The organism is Melaminivora jejuensis (assembly GCF_017811175.1).
Classification (GTDB): Bacteria; Pseudomonadota; Gammaproteobacteria; order Burkholderiales; family Burkholderiaceae_C; genus Melaminivora; species Melaminivora jejuensis.
Map to the genome: position 1 here is coordinate 3,358,528 of NZ_JACWIJ010000002.1, position 15,869 is coordinate 3,374,396.

The following is a 15,869-nucleotide window of genomic DNA, read 5'->3' on the forward strand; positions in this document are numbered from 1 at the left end:
CCTCGGAAGGTGGGCTGGCGGCGCGGGTGGGCGCGGCAGTGGTGTGGTGGTGCAGGCGGCCCGCTCAGGCCTGGGCGCTGGCGGCGCTGGCTGGTGTGCGCGCCACGCTGAGCGTGCTCTGGATGGCACGGCTCAATTTGCTGGCGTATTGCGGGTCGGTGGCGTAGCCGGCCTTTTGCAGCTCGGCCGCCCAGGCCTGGGCCGAGTGCGTCTTGGCCAGGGCTTTCTCGTAGCGCGGGCTCTCGGTGATCAGGCGCGCGTAGTCGCGGAAGGAGTCGGCATACGAGTCGTAGGCGCGGAACTTGGCGGTGACTTTCTGCGCCCGGCCGTCGATGTATTCGGTGGTGGTGATCTCGGCCACCTTGCCCTTCCAGCTGCCGCCGGCCTTGATGCCGAACAGGTTGAAGGAGTTGCTGCCGTCCTTGTGGCGGATCTCGCTCCTGCCCCAGCCGGTTTCGTGCCCGGCCTGGCCGAGCATGAAGCTGGCCGGGATGCCGCTCTCGCGCGCCACGGTCTCGGCGGCGGCGCGGTGGCCTTGCACGAACTCATCCTTGCCCTGGGGCGAGGGCGCATGGGGGTTGTCGGGCCGGCTGGGCGCAGCGCGCCGCTGCAGCGTGTCCAGGCGCAGCGTGGCGCCAGGGGCGAGCGCCGGCGCGTCGGCGTCGCCGCCGAGCTGGCGCGCCAGCTGGCGCTGGATGGCTTCGGCCAGGCCGCCGGAGCGTCCGGCCATCTGCACCGACAGCTGCTGATCCATCATGTCGCTGGCCAGGTTGCCCTCGGCGCCGTCGAGCAGGCCGGACTTCATGGTGGCCTCGCGCATACTTTTGATGAGCTCGCGCATGAACAGCGATTCGAGCTGGCGGGCGGCCTCGCGCGTGGCTTCGCGCTGGCCTTCGGCGCCTTGCGCGGCCTGGGCCTTGAGGTTGTTCAGCGAGCGGCCATCGATGGCCAGGGCCTGGCGCGTGGCCAGGGCGGCGGTGCTGCCAGCCAGGGGCAGGCTGGTGGAAGGCGATGACAGGCTCATCAGATGACCTCCAGTTCGGCGTTGAGCGCGCCGGCGGCTTTCAGGGCCTGCAGGATGGCCAGCAAGTCCTGCGGCGTGGCGCCCAGGGTGTTGAGTGCGCGCACCACATCGGCCAGCTGCGGCGAGGCCGGCACCTGCATGACCTTGCCGGCATCGGCCTGGATGGAGATGTCGCTCTTTTGCGCCACCACTGTCTGGCCGCGCGACAGCGGGTTGGGCTGGCTGATGACGGGCGTGCTGCTGATGACGATGGACAGGTTGCCGTGGGCGATGGCCGACGGCCCCAGGGTGACCGCCTGGTTGAGCACGATGGAGCCGGTGCGCGCGTTGATGACCACCTTGGCGGCGGGCGTGGACTCGGGCAATTGCAGCTCTTCGAGCTCGGCGATGAAGTTCACGCGCGCGCCGGGGTCGAGGGGGGCGCGCACCTGCACGGTGCGGCCATCCAGGGCGGTGGCGGTATCCGGGCCGGAGCGGGCGTTGATGGCCAAGGCCACCTTGCGCGCGGTCTGGAAGTCCGAGGCGTTCAGGCCCAGGGTGATGGTCTCGCTGCCGTGCAGCGGCGTGGGCACGCTGCGCTCGACCTGCGCGCCGTCGGGGATGCGCCCGGCGCTGAGGTGGTTGACCTGCACCTTGGAGCCGCCGGCGGACGCGCCTGCGCCGCCGACTACCAGGTTGCCCTGCGCCAGGGCGTAGATCTCGCCGTCGGCGCCGCGCAGCGGCGTGGCGATCAGCGTGCCGCCCTTGAGCGATTTGGCGTTGCCGATCGAGGACACCGACACGTCGATGTGCTGCCCCGGCTGGGCAAAGGCCGGCAGCTCGGCGGTGACGACCACGGTGGCGACGTTCTTGAGCTGCGGCACGCTGGTGCCCGGCGGCAGCGAGATGCCCATTTGCTGCAGGTAGTTGCTCATGGCCTGCGCGGTGATGGGCATTTGCGTGGACTGGTCGCCCGTGCCGTCCAGGCCGACCACCAGGCCGTAGCCCGACAGCTGGTTGCTGCGCACGCCCTGCACGGCGGCAATTTCCTTGATGCGCAGGGCCTGCGCCGGCACGCTGCAGGCCAGGGCGGCCAGCGCCAGCGTCATGACCTTGAACATGCGGGAGGTAGGCAGGGGGTTCATGCCTGCAATTGTCTTGGCCGACCCCGGCAGGCAAAGCGCGGATAAGGCGGGGGATGGGGGCCTTATCGGGTGTTTTGAGGCGGGTGCTCCTTCCCTCGCTGGGGGAAGGTGGGGATGGGGGCCGGCTGGTTCTGGCGGGCCGTGTGGCGAGGCCGCCGTCGCTGGCCCTCACCCCAACCCTCCCCCAGAGGGGGAGGGAGTTGAAAAAACCATCAAAACCGCTGCAAACCCTTGCCAGGTAAGCGCTGGCAGCTATGATTTTTGAAGATTCACCACGGCGGCCCGGTGTGGCTCACACGCTCACACGCCCGGGCGGCTCACTTGCGCTTGCGTGCCGTGCGCACCGGGGCAGCGGGCTGGGGCTGGCGCACGCAGTAGTAGTAGCCGTTGGGCACGTCGGCCAGGTGGTTGGCGCGCAGGGCGCCGGCGCCGGCCTGGGCGCTGGCGGTGTCGTACAGGCCGCCCTGGACGTGGTAGGCACCGGCGGCGCGCAGGGCCACGCCGCCGCCGTGAAAGCCCGCCGCCTGCGCGGCCTGCAGCTCGTCGGCGCTGGGCAACTGGGCGTCCTGGGTCTGGCACCAGCCCTGCGCCACGTCGCGCGAGACCAGCTGGTCGGCGTGGCCCGGCGCTGCCGGCAGCCACTGCAGGCCACCGGGCGGCACGCGGTTGGCGGCAAAGCGCGTGCCCTGGAAGTAGTCGAACAGCTCGCGCGCCAGCGCATCGGCCAGCACCGGCGCCGGCGCCGTCACGGTGAAGCTCTGCGAGGCGCCGTTCCTGAGCTTGACCAAGGTGGCGCTGGCCTGCACCAGCGTGCCCTCCAGCCGGGTGTAGGTGATGTAGGCGGCCAGGGTGATGCGCCCGGCGCGCGCCTTCAGCTCCTGCGGCGGCGTGGGGATTTGCAGGTCTTCGGGCGTGAGGTCGGAGTAGTCGAAGCGCAGCTTGGGCTGGGCCAGCCGGGCGGCGCGCGCCAGGCGGTCGAGCTCGGCGATGAGCTGCGCGTTCACGCTGCGCCCGAGCTGGGCCATGGCGCGGCGCTCGTGGTGGGCCTGCAGCGCGTCGATGGCGCGCAGCGCGGCGGTGATCTTTTCCGGATCGGCCTTGTCGGCGTGCAGGTCGTCAAAGATGCGCCGGTCGGCCTCGTACTCGGCCAGGTCGGCGGCGCGGATGACCGGGATGTTGGGCCAGACGGTGAAGGTCTGGCTGGCCGGGTCGCGAAAGTCCTGCGCTGCAGCCAGCGCTGCCGTGCCCAGCAGCGCCAGCGCGGCGGCGGTGCGGCGCAGGAAGACTCCTCGCATGGGTCTTTCTCCTCGCTCTCGGTGATTGGGTATTTTCAAAATGGCGTCACGGCATTGAAGGCGCGCGCCAGCCAGCCCACGGCCTGGGCCTCGGCCTGCTCGCCCAGGCCGCGCGAGACCACGCGCACATTGGCCACATAGCGCGAGTCGATCACGCTGCCGGCGTGCCCACCTGCGCCGCGGCGCATGTTGCGCGGATCGACGATGCCGGAAAAGCGCAGCACGTCCACGCTGCGGTTGACGCCGACTTGTTTTTCGCCGGTGATGACCAGGTGGCCATTGGGCAGCACCTCGGTGACCACGGCGGTGATGAAGCTGCGGAATTCGTTGCTGCTGGAGGTGTCGCCGCTGCCCTTGAAGTTGCTGCCGTACTCGGCGCCCAGCCTGGAGCGCTCGGCCACCTTGCCCATGAGCTTGTTGGGCAGCAGCGGCAGGCCGGTGATGCCGCCCTCGGCGCCGGACTGGCGGTCGATGTTGGACTTGCTGCCCTGCTTGGCGTCGATCTTTTCCATGATCTCGATGGTCACCAGGTCGCCCACGTAGCGCGCGCGCGCATCCTCGAAGCCAGGGCGGTAGCTGGCGGCATGGAACAGGCTGCCGGTGACGGGCGCGCGCACCAGGGGCGGCGGCGACTCGATCACGGGCAGTTGCGTGGGCAGCACGTCCACGGGCGGCGGCGGGTTGACGGTGGCGCAGCCGGTGGCCAGCGCGGCCAGGGCGGTGCAGCCGATCAGGCGCAGGGTGGCATTCATGGCGCGGCTCCTTGTGGTGCGCTCACAGTTGCGACAGCTTGGCCAGCATCTGGTCGCTGGTCTGGATGGCCTTGGAGTTCATCTCGTAGGCGCGCTGGGTCTGGATCATGCTGACCAGCTCCTCGACCACGTTGACGTTGGAGTTCTCCAGAAAGCCCTGCTTGATGATGCCCAGGCCGTTGGTGCCGGGCTGGCCCTGCTGCGGCGCGCCGGAGGCGGCGGACTCGCGGTACAGGTTCTGGCCCACCGGCTCCAGGCCGGCGGAGTTGACGAAGCTGGACATGGCCAGCTGGCCGATCTGCTGCGGCGTCGGGTCGCCGTCGAGCACGGCGCTCACCGTGCCGTCCTGGCCGATGCTGATGCTCTTGGTGTTGGGCGGCACGGTGATGCCGGGGGCGATGGGCAGGCCGCCGTTGGTCACCAGGCGGCCTTGCGAGTCCAGCTTGAACGAGCCGTCGCGCGTGTAGCTGGTCGTGCCGTCGGGCATGGTGACTTCAAAAAAACCGTTGCCGTCGATGGCCACGTCCAGGCTGTTGCCCGACTGCTGCAGGCTGCCCTGGGTGAAGTTGCGGCTGGTGGCCACCACGTTCACGCCCAGGCCCAGGTGCAGCCCGGTGGGCAGCTGGTTGTCTTCCGTGGTCTGCGCGCCCACCTGGCGCAGGTTTTGGTAGATCAGATCCTGGAACATGGCGCTGTTGCGCTTGTAGCCGGTGGTGGAGACGTTGGACAGGTTGTGCGAGATCACGTCCAGCTGGGTCTGCTGGGCGGTCATGCCGGTCTTGGCAATCCACAGGGAATTCATCATGGCGGTAGTCCTTTTGGGGGTTCAGCCGTTGAGGCTCAGCAGCTGGCCGGCAGCCTTGTCGTCGCTCTCGGCGGTGGACAGCAGGCGCATCTGCTGCTCAAACTGGCGTGCGGCGGCGATCATCCCGACCATGGCCTCGACCGGGTTGACGTTGGAGCCTTCCAGCACGCCCGAGCGCATCCGGGCATTGGGGTCGGCGGGCAATGGCTCGCCGCTGGCGCTGCGGAAGGCGCCGTCGTCGCCGCGCCTGAGCGGGTCGTCCGCGCCCGGGGTGATGAGCTTGAGCCGGCCCAGAGGCTGCGGCGGCTGGCCGTCCTGTACGGCGCTCACGGTGCCGTCGTGGCCCAGCACCACCTCGGCGCCCTGCGGCACGTCGATGGGCGCGCCGCCGTCGGACAGCACCGGCATTCCCAGCGGGGTGACCAGCTGGCCGGTGTTGGAGATCTCGAACTGTCCGGCGCGGGTATAGGTTTCGGTGCCGTCCAGGCCCTGCACGGCAAACCAGGCGTTGCCCTCGGCCATGGCGTCCAGGGGGCGACCAGTGGTCATGGCCGGGCCGGAGGTCTCCACGTGGCCGGATGTCGCCTCCAGCGAGAACACCCGCGTGGTGGCGCCGGTGCCTGACAGCGGCACCGAGCGGAAGTTGTACATCTCGGCGCGAAAGCCCGCAGTGGAGGCATTGGCCAGATTGTTGGCCAGCACCGCCTGCCGGTTGGCGGCAGCGCTGGCGCCGGTCATGGAGGTGTAGATGATGCGATCCATGGCGGGTCTCTCGCGGGTGGGGTTTCAGTCGGTCAGGATCAGCGCAGGTTGACGATGGTGGACAGCACCTGATCCTGCGTCTTGATGGTCTGGGCGTTGGCCTGGTAGGCGCGCTGGGCGGTCATCATGTTGACCAGCTCGGCGGTGAGATCGACGTTGGAGTCCTCCAGCGCGCCCGAGCGCAGGGCGCCGAAGTTGCCGCTGCCGGGCACGCCCGTGGTGGCCGGGCCGGAGGCGGCGGACTCGATCCAGTTGTTGCCGCCCACCGGCTCCAGGCCTTGCGTGTTGCGAAACGACGCCAGCGTGAGCTGGCCTTCGGCGCGCGTCAGGCCGTTGGAGTAGCGCGCCATGATCTTGCCGTCGTCGGCAATGCTGATGCCGGTGAGCGCGCCCGAGGTGTAGCCGCTTTGCGTCAGGTCGGTCACGGCGAACTTGGTGCCGAACTGGGTCACGGCGGACAAGTCCAGGAAGATGCCGGCGTCGGTCACCGTGCTGTTGTTCAGCGGGTCGTCCTGGTTGTCGATGGGGCCTGACAGGTTGGGGTTGTTGAGCGAAAGAACGTTAGCCAGGTAAAGGCCTGGCCCGGTGACAGCGCTGTAGGGGTGGGTGGCTGTGGGGCCAGTGATCTTGCCGTTGTCATCGAAGACAACAGTGCCCAGGGAGGTTGCCGCCGGGTCGAGGGAATCGAAGATCTCCCATTCGTTGGCCGTGCCGGTCTTTTGGAAATAAAGGTTCACCGGCGTCGCCACGCCCTGGCTGTCATAGACGTTGACCGAAGTGCCATAGGTGGCGCGCGGCGTGGCCGGGATGGGCGGCGTGGCCGCCGGATCGCCAGCGGCATCCTTGGCGCGGGCATCCAGGTTCAGCGCGGCGGTGATGACGCGCGTGGCCTTGGCCTCGATGGGCTCGCCGGTGGGCAGGCGCAGCGGGCCGGGCTGGGCGCCCTGCATGACCTGGCCGGTGATCGGATCGACGGGCACGCCCATGACATTGGCGCCGCCGTTGGTGATGATGTTGCCTTGCGTGTCCAGCTTGAAGGCGCCATCGCGGGTATAGGCGCGCGAGCCGTCGGGCATCTGCACGGTGAAGAAACCGTTGCCGTTGACGGCCACGTCCAGGCTGTTGCCGGTCATGGTGATGCCGCCCTGGTTGAACTGCTGGGCCACGGCGGCAGTCTCTACGCCGATGCCGTTGCGCCCGCCGCCAGCCAGGCCCATGGCCGAGTTGACCATGGCCGAGAACTCGGCGCGCGAGGACTTGAAGCCCGTGGTGTTGGAGTTGGCGATGTTGTGGCCGATGACGTCAAGGTTCTTGGCCGAGGCGTTCAGGCCCGAGAGGCCTTGCTGGAAACCCATGGTGTGCTCCTGCTGCTGTGCTGTGCGGTGAAAAAGGGAAGGGAGGGAGCGGCGGCCTCAGACCACGCCGCGCACGTTGGCGTAGTTGACGACTTCGCCGCCCGACAGGGTCAGCGTGAGCGCGCCGTTGGCCGAGCCGGTGGCCACCACCTGCGACTGCATGAAGGGCGTGGCCGCGACGGCCCCTTCCTGGTTGCTGGCGGTGATGCGAAAGCGCAGGCTGGAGGTGTCGCCTTGGTAGCCCGAGGCGTCCCAGTCGAAGCTGTGCCGGCCCTGCTCCAGTGCGCCCAGCTCCAGCGTGTCCACCACCAGCCCGCCGGGGGTGAGCACCTCGACCTTGACGGCGCCGGCGCTGCCCGACAGCTCGAACTGGCCCTGGGCCTGGCCGTCATCGCTCACGGACAGGCGGTCGCCCTCGGTCAGCACCGAGCGCCCGATCATGGAGATGCCCTGGATCTGCTGCATGGTGTTGAACTGCTCGGCCATGGTCTGCATGGTCAGGTTCAGCGTCTGCAGGCCAGTGACGGTGTTGATCTGCGCCATCTGCGTGGTCATCTGCGCGTTGTCCAGGGGGTTCATCGGATCCTGGTTGTTCAACTGCGCGACCAGCAGCTTGAGGAAGCGATCCTGCATCGCTGCCGGGTTGGTGTCGGCATTGGCCGACGGCCCTTCGTGGACGGTGGCGCTGGCGCCTATGGGGGTGAGGATCATGGGGGTCTCCGGTCAGCAGGCGGGCGCAGGCGTTTACTGGCCCATCTGCAAGGTCTTGAGCAGCAGCGACTTGGCGGTGTTCATGACCTCGACGTTGTTCTGGTAGGAGCGCGAGGCGGAGATCATGTTGACCATCTCCTCCACGGCGTTGACGTTGGAGTGCGTGACGTAGCCGTCGGCATCGGCCAGCGGGTTGTCCGGGTCGTGTACGCGCCGGCCCGGGGTCTCGGTCTCCTGGATGGCGGACACGCGCACGCCGGCGGCGCCCTCGGCGCCCATGGGCGCGGTCTGGAACACCACCTGGCGCGACTTGTAGGCCTGGCCATCGGGGCCGGCCACGGCGTCCACGTTGGCCAGGTTGCTGGCCACCACGTTCAGGCGCTGCGACTGGGCGCTGATGGCGCTGCCCGAGACATTGAAGATGGTGAACAACGACATGGTGGGGAGGCTCCTGGTCGGGTGTCGGCTGGGGGCGGATGAATGACGGGGGAATGACGGAGCGGGCTGGCCGCTTACTGGCCCTGGATGGCGCTGAGCATGGTGCGCGACTGGCCGTTGATGAAGCGCAGCGTGGCCTCGTAGCGCACGGCGTTGTCCACGAAGGCGGCGCGCTCGCGATCCATGTCCACGCTGTTGTTGTCCAGGCTGGGCTGGGACTGGCGCGCGTAGGCCAGGGTGCTGGTGCGGCTGCCCAGCTCGCCGATGGCGGCGGGCAGCGGCATGTGCTGGGCGTGCGTAGTGCTGGCGGCGCGCTGCGGGCTGGCGGCGGCGGCCTGCTGGTCGGCCACGGCGCGCATGGCTTCGGCAAAGCGGAAGTCGCGCGCCACGTAGCCGGGCGTGTCGGCGTTGGCGATGTTGCTCGCAATGGTGCGCTGGCGCTCGGAGCGCAGCAGCAGTGCATTGCCATGCAGTTCCAGTCGCTGGGTCAGCTTGTCGAGCATGAGAGGTCTCGCGGGGATGGGTGGCAAACGGAAGAGGAAGGCTCGAAAGGCGTGCCGGGCCTTTGGGGCGTGCAGCGATTGTGGGGATCGGACGGTTTTCCGAAGGCGCGAAGAAGGCGGGCTTTGGCCGGCTGTTCGCCGCTTTCCGGCGCCGCTGCCGGCCTACAGTGGCAGGCGTGAAAAAGACCCTCCGCCCGGCCCCTGGCCGGAGCCGGACTGCCCAGGAGCTGCCCATGCCATCCACCGTTGCCCCCAAATCCACGCTGCGCACGCGCCTGCGCCGCGCCGGGCTGGGCCTGTCCCTGGCGTGCGCGGCACTGGCCGCGCCCGCCCAGCAAGGCAGCGAAGACCTGAGCGCGCTGTCGCAGCGCTGGGTGGACGACGCGCTGGCCCAGGCCCAGGCCGGCGGCGCCCTGCCGCTGCGCATGGAGGTCGAGGTCGGCGCGCTGGATGCGCGCCTGCGCCTGGCACCGTGCCAGCAGGTCGAGCCTTATCTGCCCGCCGGCACGCGCCTGTGGGGCCGCTCCCGCCTGGGCCTGCGCTGCGTGCAGGGGCAAACGCGCTGGAATGTCTTTCTGCCGATCACCGTCAAGGCCTTCGGCCCAGCCTGGGTGCTGGCCGGCAACGTGACCGCCGGCAGCGTGCTGACCGAGGCCGACGCCATCGAGGCTGAGGTGGACTGGGCTGCCGAGCCGGCAGCCATCATCGCCAACCGCGATGCCTGGATCGGCCAGACGGCGACGCGCGCGCTCAACCCTGGCCAGGCGCTGCGCCAGAACATGGTGCGCGCGCCCGAGCTGTTCAAGGCCGGCAGCCCGGTGCGCGTGGTGGTGCAAGGGCCGGGCTACGCCGTGACCTCCTCCGGCCAGGCGATGACCGCCGGATCGGTCGGCCAGACCATCCGCATCCGCATGGGCAATGGCCGGGTGATTGGGGGGGTTGTTTCCGAGGATGGAACAATCCAGGCCCAGCTTTGAGTCTTTTTGGCCACGTTGGCCCTAAAGTTCTCCCGGCAATGGTCGAATATGTGGCCACTGGCCCCATCCTCGGGGCGGTGGAGAGAGCGATGAAAATCACAGGCAACAATCCGGAACTTGCGAACGCGCGTTCGGCGCAAGCCGCTGCTGCCCGTCAGCAAGCCAAGACGGCTGCGCCCGCTCCTGCCGCCGAAGCTGCCACCCAAAGCACCCAACGTGCTGCCAGCGGCGGCGCTGCTGCGGGCGGGGTGCCGGTCACACTGTCCAATACGGCGCGCACGGCGGACGCCAGCCGCAGCGCCTCCGACTTCAACGCCGCCAAGGTCAAGGCCATCAAGGCGGCCATCGAAAACGGCACCTTCCGCGTCAACGCCGAAGCCGTGGCCGACAAGCTGCTCGGTAACGCCTACGAAACCCTGTCGCGCTTCGCGCACGGTTGAGCGGCGCAGCCCCGCCCCAGCCCTGGCACATGGCCACGCCTTCCGACCTCCTGCCCCTGATCGAAGCGCAGCTGCAGCAATTGCAGGCTGCGCTGTTGTCGTCCGACCCGCTGGCGCTGGAGCAGGGCGCGCAGACGCTGCGCGAGGCCGCCGCCGCCCTGGTGCAGCTGCGCGGCCAGGGGCTGGACGGCGCCGCCCAGCAGCGCCTGCAGGCACTGGCCCTGCAGCTGAGCCAGGTGCGCGACCAGCTCGCGCGTGTGCTGGCGCTCACCCAGCAGCGGGCTGTCGCGCTGCTGCCGCCCGCCGAATCTTTCACCTACGGGCCGGCATCGGCCACGCCGGCACGCATCTACCGCGCACCCGGGTGAGTCCGGCGCGGCGCGCGCCGCCCGCGTTGCACTTCAAGAAACATAGCTGGAAGCGCTTGCCTGGCAAGGGTTTCAGCCGTTTTTGATCAAAACCTTGCAGGTTTGAACAGGCGCAGGCCGGCAGCCGTGCTGCCGCCTGCCGTTCAATGCGCGCGCATCTTGGTGCGCAAGCGCGCAATGGCCTGGCCGTGCAGCTGGCACACGCGCGATTCGGTCACGCCGAGCACGGCGGCGATCTCCTTGAGGTTGAGGTCGTGCTCGTAGTACATGCCCATGATGTGCTGCTCGCGCTCGGGCAGCTGCCCGATGGCTGCCACCAGCGAGCTGCGCAGGCGCTGGTCGCGCAGGAGGGCCATGGGGTCGGCGGCGCTGTCGCTGACGTGGCGGTCGAGGAAGCTCTCGCTGTCGTCGTCGCCCTGGTACATGTCCTCCAGATAGACCAATTGCGTGCCGCGCACCTTGCCCAGCAGGCTCTGGTATTCCTGCAGGCTGATGCCCAGCTCGTCGGCGATTTCCGACTCCAGCGGGCTGCGGCCCAGGCGCTGCTCGGCGCGGTGCAGGGCCTGCTCGATGTCCTTTTGGCTCTTGCGCGAGCTGCGGCTCATCCAGTCGCCGCCGCGCAGCTCGTCGAGCATGGCGCCGCGGATGCGCTGGCTGGCAAAAGTCTCGAACTGCACGCCCTGCGCCACCTCGTAGCGCGACAGGGCATCGGTCAGGCCGATCATGCCGACCTGGATCAGATCGTCGAGTTCGACGTTGGGGGGAAGCTTGGCAATCATGTGATGGGCGATGCGGCGCACCAGCGGCAGATGCTGGGTGAGCAGCGCATCCCGATCAAGCTGGCCTTTCGCGGTGTACATGGTGGAGCCTAGTGTTCCTGATACGAAGGGGCGCGCAGGCCCAGCGGGGCGCTGGCGTCCATGGTGCAAGCGTTCTCCAGCAGCTGCAGGGCCAGGCGCTGGATGTCCGGCGCATGTCCGGCTGCCACCGTCGTGGTGTGTACGCGCAGGCCGAGCTGGGCGGCGGCGCTGGCCTGCAGCGTGGCCAGCGCCTCGGCGGTCGGCCTGGACTGCATGGGTGCGCCGGGCGGACGCACCGAGGCCACGACGCAGGCCGGCGGGCCGGCGTGCAGGGCCAGGTGCTTGAGTTGGCGGTAGGTGCCCACCAGGCCCTGGGCCGCCGGGCCGGTCATGATCAGCGGCACGCCGGTGCTGGCCTGCACCAGCGGGGTCAGCAAGGGCACGGGCGCATACAGCACCGCCACGGCGTAGCTGCGAAACAGCGCGCCCAGCTGCGCCAGCGCCGCCGGGCCGGTGCGCCGCGCCAGCTGCGCCAGGCCCTGCGTCGAGGGCAACACGGCCAGCGAGGAGCTGATCGGGGCCATGCCTTCGGGCCAGACCATGCCGCCCAGCAGCTGGCGCAGGCCCGGCGCACGCTCGCTCTCGGCCGTGGTGCCATCGAGCACCAGCACCGAGTGCGACAGGCGCTGCAGGCTGGAGCAGATCTGCCACAGCGTCTCCAGCTCGGTGCTGCCGGTGTTGCCATCGGCCTGGCTGACCACGGGCAGCACGCGCAGCTGCTGCTCGGGTGTGAAGCTGTGCAGGCCGGCGGCCTGGTGCAAGGCGGTGTCAAGCCACATGGTCGAGTCCTGTCTCGTGCGCCATTGCCGCAGTGGCCGGCGAGAAGATGAAATTCAGATCGATCTCGCGCGGATCGAAGGCCGAGCGCACGTTGGCGCGCATCGAGGCGGCCACCAGCTGCTGGGCGCTGGCAGCCTCCCAGTCCTCGGGTACGCGCTGGCCGTTGGTGGTGCCGCGCAGCGTCATCTGGTGGCGGATCAGCGCGTCCATGGCCGGCCCCAGCTTCACCGCCTCGTCCACCTTGGACAGGATGGCCTGCTGCGTGCCGGTGGTCTTGAAGCCGGTGAACACGTCATCCAGCGTGTCGCCGTGGCTGGCGGCGTTGAGCACCAGCAGGCGCTGCACGTCCGGCAGATCGAGCATCCCCAGCAGGTCGCCGCGACGCGGATCGCGCGGGGCCACGCCGGTGGTGTCGATCAGCACCAACTTCTTGTTGGCCAGCAGGCCCAGCAAGTCCTGCAGTGCGGCGCGGTCGTGCGCCAGGTGCGCCACCACGCCCAACATGCGGCCATACGAGCGCAGTTGCTCGTGCGCGCCCATGCGGTAGGTGTCCAGCGTGATCAGGCCGACGCTGGCCGGGCCGTGCTCGCGGGCGCACAGGGCGGCCAGCTTGGCGCAGGTCGTGGTCTTGCCCACGCCGGTGGGGCCGACCAGCGCCCAGATGCCGCCTTCCTCGTGCAGCGGCAGGCTGTCCTCGTCGGTGCGCAGGTTGCGCCCCAGCACCTCGATCATCCAGCGCACCGCCTCGGCGGGCGGCAGGCCCTCGGGCAGATGCTCCAGCACGGCGCGCGACAGGGCGGGCGAGTAGCCGGCGCGGATCAGTTTCAGGATCAGGTTGGATTGCAGCGGGTCTTGCCGCGCCTGGCCCAGCCAGGCCATGGTGTTGAAGCGCTCCTCGATCAGCTCCTTCATGGACTGCAGCTCCTTCATGACCTGCTGCTGCGGGTCGGGGGCGGTGTGCAGCACGGGCGCTGACTGGGTGCGGCGCGGTGCGCTGCCGATTTGCTGCGCGCCTAGGGCGGCGTGCATGACGGGCGGGCGCAGCGGGTTGTGGCGCGCCAGCGAGGTGTCGGGCAGCTGCTGCTGCGGTGCCGGCGGGCGGGCGCTCGACCGCGCCGGGCTTGCCGGCTGGGCGTATTCGGGCTGGCGGTCGGCTGGTGCGCTGCCGTGCAGCGCCTCATGGCGGCGGCGCAACATGCGCTCGCGCACGTAGTCCTGGAAGGACAGCGTACTCATGGCCAGCTGCTCGGCGTCGCGCGCCACGGTGCCGGGCGCGGCGGAGGGCTGCGCCCGCGCTGCCACCGGCGTCCGCTCAATGCCGGCGGCCAGATCGTCGGCGCGCTCTTGCAGGCGGCTGGCGCGCGCCGGTGCTGCGGCTGCGGCTGGGTTGGGTGCGGCGCCGACGGTTTCCACGTTGGTGGTCTCCTGCAGCGACGACAGGGTTTCCTCTGCCGTGGCCATGACTTCCACGCCGCCGGGGATTTGCCGGTTGGACAGGATCAGCGTGTCGTCGCCGAAAGCCATGCGGGCCTTGGCCAGCGCCTCGCGGGCCGTGGGTGCGGTGAAGCGTTTGATGTTCATGCGGATGCCCCTTGCAGGATCGGGCCGATGCGGATGGTGTGGGTTTCAGGGATTTCGCTGTGGGCCAGCACCTGCAGGCGCGGCGCCACACGGCGTACCAGGCGGGAGATCGCGCTGCGGATGGCGTCGGGCACCAGCAGGCAGGCGGGCAGGCCGACCTCTTCTTGCTTGATGGCCACTTCGGCAGCCTTTTGCGTCAGCAGATCGGCCACGCCCGGGTCGAGCGAGGGGCCGCTGGCGTTGCCCAGGGCCTGCACCAGCAGGCGCTCCAGGCCGGGCTCGATGGCAATCACGTTCAGCTCGTGCGTCGGGCCGTAGATCTGCTGCACGATGGCCGGCGCCAGGGCGATGCGCACACGCCGCGCCAGCTCCTGCGGGTCTTGCGTGCTGGCGGCGTGCTCGGCCAGGGTTTCGATGATGGTGCGGATGTCGCGGATGTGGACAGCTTCTTCCAGCAAGAGCTGCAGCACCTTCTGGAATACGGTGATGGAGACCATCTTGGGCACGACCTCCTCGATCAGTTTGGGCGCCAGGCGTGTGACGTGCTCGACCAGTTGCTGCGTCTCGGTACGCGACAAGAGCTTGGCCGCCTGCACTTGCATCAAGTGTGACAAATGGGTCGCCATGACGGTTTCCGAATCAACGACGGTAAAGCCCGCCATTTGCGCCGCTTCGCGCTGGCCGGCATCGATCCAGTGCGCCGGCAGGCCAAACGCCGGGTCGGTGGTGGCGGTGCCGATCAGCGGCGTCGTGATGCCGCCGGGGTTGATGGCCAGGAACATGCCCGGGTGTGCCTCGCCCTCGCCGACCACCACGCCGCGCAGCGTGATGCGGTAGGCGCTGGGCTTGAGCTCCAGGTTGTCGCGCACGTGGACGGCGGGCGGCAGAAAGCCCACCTCCTGCGCGAACTTGCGCCGCACGCCCTTGATGCGCGTGAGCAAGTCGCCCTGGCGGCTCTTGTCCACCAGTGCAATCAGGCGGTAGCCCAGCTCCAGGCCGAGCAGGTCGATGGGCTGCAGATCGTCCCAGGTGGCCTCGCCGTCGCCCGCCGGGGCGGCAGGTGCCTCCTCGACCGGGGCCGGGCGGCTCTGGCGCTGGTGCAGCAGCCAGGCGGTCCAGCACAGGGCGCCCCCCATGATCAGGAACACGGCGTGCGGCATCCCCGGAATCAGCCCCAGCAGCACCAGGATGGCGCCGGCCACGCCCAGCACGCGCGGCGACATGAACAGCTGCTGCACGATCTGCTGGCCCATGTCGTTGTCCTTGCCGACGCGCGAGATGACCATCGCGGCGGCCACGGAAATGAGCAGGCCCGGAATCTGCGCCACCAGCGCATCGCCCACGGCCAGCAGGATGTAGCTGTCGGCGGCGGCGCCGGCGGACAGGCCGTGCTGCAACATGCCGATGGCGAAGCCGCCGATGATGTTGATGATCAGGATCAGGATGCCGGCGATGGCGTCGCCGCGCACGAACTTGCTGGCGCCGTCCATGGAGCCAAAGAAGTTGGCCTCCTCCTGCACCTCGGCGCGGCGGCGCTTGGCCTCCTTTTCATCGATCAGGCCGGCGTTGAGGTCGGCGTCCACCGCCATCTGCTTGCCCGGCATGGCATCCAGCGTGAAGCGCGCCGAGACCTCGGCGATGCGCTCGGCGCCCTTGGTCACCACGACGAAGTTGATGACCACCAGGATGGCGAACACGATCAGGCCGACGGCGAAGTTGCCGCCGATCAAAAAATGCCCGAAGGCCTCAATCACCTTGCCGGCAGCGCCCGGGCCGGTATGGCCGTCGAGCAGCACCACGCGGGTGGAGGCGACGTTGAGCGACAGGCGCATCAGCGTGGTGAGCAGCAGCACGGTCGGAAACGCCGCGAAATCCAGCGGCCGCAGCATGTAGGCCGCCACCATCATGACCATCAGCGCCACGGCGATGTTGAGCGTGAAGAAGGTGTCCAGCAGCCACGCCGGCATGGGCAGCACCATCAGCGCCAGGATGGCAACCACCAGCAGCGGCGCCGACAGCCCGGGCAGGGCGCCGGCCCACTGGCGCATCGAAGGGGCCGGGGAGAGGGAAGGTGACGTCATGGCCTTGGCTTCA

17 protein-coding genes are annotated in these 15,869 nt (G+C 69.4%); 3 read left to right on the top strand and 14 right to left on the bottom strand.

What is annotated here, in order from left to right; all coding sequences use genetic code 11:
- Positions 1-64: 64 nt before the first annotated feature.
- The 10 genes from flgJ to flgB form a co-directional block, all read right to left on the bottom strand.
- The gene (flgJ, locus tag IDM45_RS15730) at positions 65-1,024 is read right to left on the bottom strand and encodes a flagellar assembly peptidoglycan hydrolase FlgJ (protein WP_209423669.1); all 960 of its coding nucleotides are present in this window, start codon (positions 1,022-1,024) and stop codon (positions 65-67) included.
- Positions 1,024-2,148: a flagellar basal body P-ring protein FlgI gene (locus tag IDM45_RS15735; RefSeq protein ID WP_408631657.1), complete on the bottom strand. Its 1,125-nt coding sequence runs from the start codon at positions 2,146-2,148 to the stop codon at positions 1,024-1,026. Before IDM45_RS15735 ends, flgJ begins: the two co-directional genes overlap by 1 nt.
- 317 nt (positions 2,149-2,465) lie before the next feature.
- A complete protein-coding gene (locus IDM45_RS15740; protein ID WP_209423670.1) occupies positions 2,466-3,443 on the bottom strand; it encodes a hypothetical protein in 978 nt (325 codons plus the stop codon).
- Between the two features lie 35 nt (positions 3,444-3,478).
- Positions 3,479-4,195: a flagellar basal body L-ring protein FlgH gene (locus tag IDM45_RS15745; RefSeq protein WP_209423671.1), complete on the bottom strand. Its 717-nt coding sequence runs from the start codon at positions 4,193-4,195 to the stop codon at positions 3,479-3,481.
- A gap of 22 nt (positions 4,196-4,217) precedes the next feature.
- The gene (gene flgG, locus IDM45_RS15750; protein ID WP_209423672.1) at positions 4,218-5,000 is read right to left on the bottom strand and encodes a flagellar basal-body rod protein FlgG; all 783 of its coding nucleotides are present in this window, start codon (positions 4,998-5,000) and stop codon (positions 4,218-4,220) included.
- A gap of 21 nt (positions 5,001-5,021) precedes the next feature.
- Positions 5,022-5,762, bottom strand: coding sequence for a flagellar basal body rod protein FlgF (locus tag IDM45_RS15755; RefSeq protein WP_209423673.1), 741 nt, complete (start codon positions 5,760-5,762; stop codon positions 5,022-5,024).
- A 38-nt stretch (positions 5,763-5,800) separates the two neighbouring features.
- Complete coding sequence (gene flgE, locus IDM45_RS15760) at positions 5,801-7,117, bottom strand: flagellar hook protein FlgE (protein ID WP_209423674.1); 1,317 nt, start codon at positions 7,115-7,117, stop codon at positions 5,801-5,803.
- 57 nt (positions 7,118-7,174) lie between these two features.
- Positions 7,175-7,828: a flagellar hook assembly protein FlgD gene (locus IDM45_RS15765; protein WP_209423675.1), complete on the bottom strand. Its 654-nt coding sequence runs from the start codon at positions 7,826-7,828 to the stop codon at positions 7,175-7,177.
- A gap of 33 nt (positions 7,829-7,861) precedes the next feature.
- Positions 7,862-8,266: a flagellar basal body rod protein FlgC gene (gene flgC, locus IDM45_RS15770; protein ID WP_209423676.1), complete on the bottom strand. Its 405-nt coding sequence runs from the start codon at positions 8,264-8,266 to the stop codon at positions 7,862-7,864.
- A 74-nt stretch (positions 8,267-8,340) separates the two neighbouring features.
- The gene (flgB, locus tag IDM45_RS15775; protein ID WP_209423677.1) at positions 8,341-8,769 is read right to left on the bottom strand and encodes a flagellar basal body rod protein FlgB; all 429 of its coding nucleotides are present in this window, start codon (positions 8,767-8,769) and stop codon (positions 8,341-8,343) included.
- A gap of 233 nt (positions 8,770-9,002) precedes the next feature.
- Here flgB and flgA point away from each other — a divergent pair, with 233 nt between their 5' ends.
- The 3 genes from flgA (at position 9,003) to IDM45_RS15790 (ending at position 10,554) form a co-directional block, all read left to right on the top strand.
- Entirely contained in the window at positions 9,003-9,746 is a 744-nt protein-coding gene (gene flgA / locus IDM45_RS15780) for a flagellar basal body P-ring formation chaperone FlgA (protein ID WP_209423678.1), read from the top strand.
- Between the two features lie 89 nt (positions 9,747-9,835).
- Positions 9,836-10,186 (top strand): flagellar biosynthesis anti-sigma factor FlgM, encoded by a 351-nt coding sequence (gene flgM, locus IDM45_RS15785; RefSeq protein ID WP_209424171.1) that lies wholly within the window; start codon positions 9,836-9,838, stop codon positions 10,184-10,186.
- Positions 10,187-10,215: 29 nt separating this feature from the next.
- Positions 10,216-10,554 (top strand): hypothetical protein, encoded by a 339-nt coding sequence (locus IDM45_RS15790; protein WP_209423679.1) that lies wholly within the window; start codon positions 10,216-10,218, stop codon positions 10,552-10,554.
- Positions 10,555-10,697: 143 nt separating this feature from the next.
- Here the strand turns inward: IDM45_RS15790 and IDM45_RS15795 are convergent, their stop codons facing one another.
- Genes IDM45_RS15795 through flhA form a run of 4 tightly spaced genes read right to left on the bottom strand, consistent with a single transcriptional unit; the run spans position 10,698 to position 15,856 of the window.
- Positions 10,698-11,414, bottom strand: a complete 717-nt coding sequence (locus IDM45_RS15795; RefSeq protein ID WP_209423680.1) for an RNA polymerase sigma factor FliA — start codon at positions 11,412-11,414, stop codon at positions 10,698-10,700.
- 8 nt (positions 11,415-11,422) lie between these two features.
- Complete coding sequence (locus tag IDM45_RS15800; RefSeq protein WP_209423681.1) at positions 11,423-12,193, bottom strand: hypothetical protein; 771 nt, start codon at positions 12,191-12,193, stop codon at positions 11,423-11,425.
- Positions 12,183-13,775 carry a flagellar biosynthesis protein FlhF gene (gene flhF / locus IDM45_RS15805; RefSeq protein ID WP_209423682.1) on the bottom strand — a complete coding sequence of 531 codons (1,593 nt, stop codon included), beginning with the start codon at positions 13,773-13,775 and terminating at the stop codon, positions 12,183-12,185. Before flhF ends, IDM45_RS15800 begins: the two co-directional genes overlap by 11 nt.
- Positions 13,772-15,856 (bottom strand): flagellar biosynthesis protein FlhA, encoded by a 2,085-nt coding sequence (gene flhA / locus IDM45_RS15810; RefSeq protein ID WP_209423683.1) that lies wholly within the window; start codon positions 15,854-15,856, stop codon positions 13,772-13,774. Before flhA ends, flhF begins: the two co-directional genes overlap by 4 nt.
- Positions 15,857-15,869 lie beyond the last annotated feature (13 nt).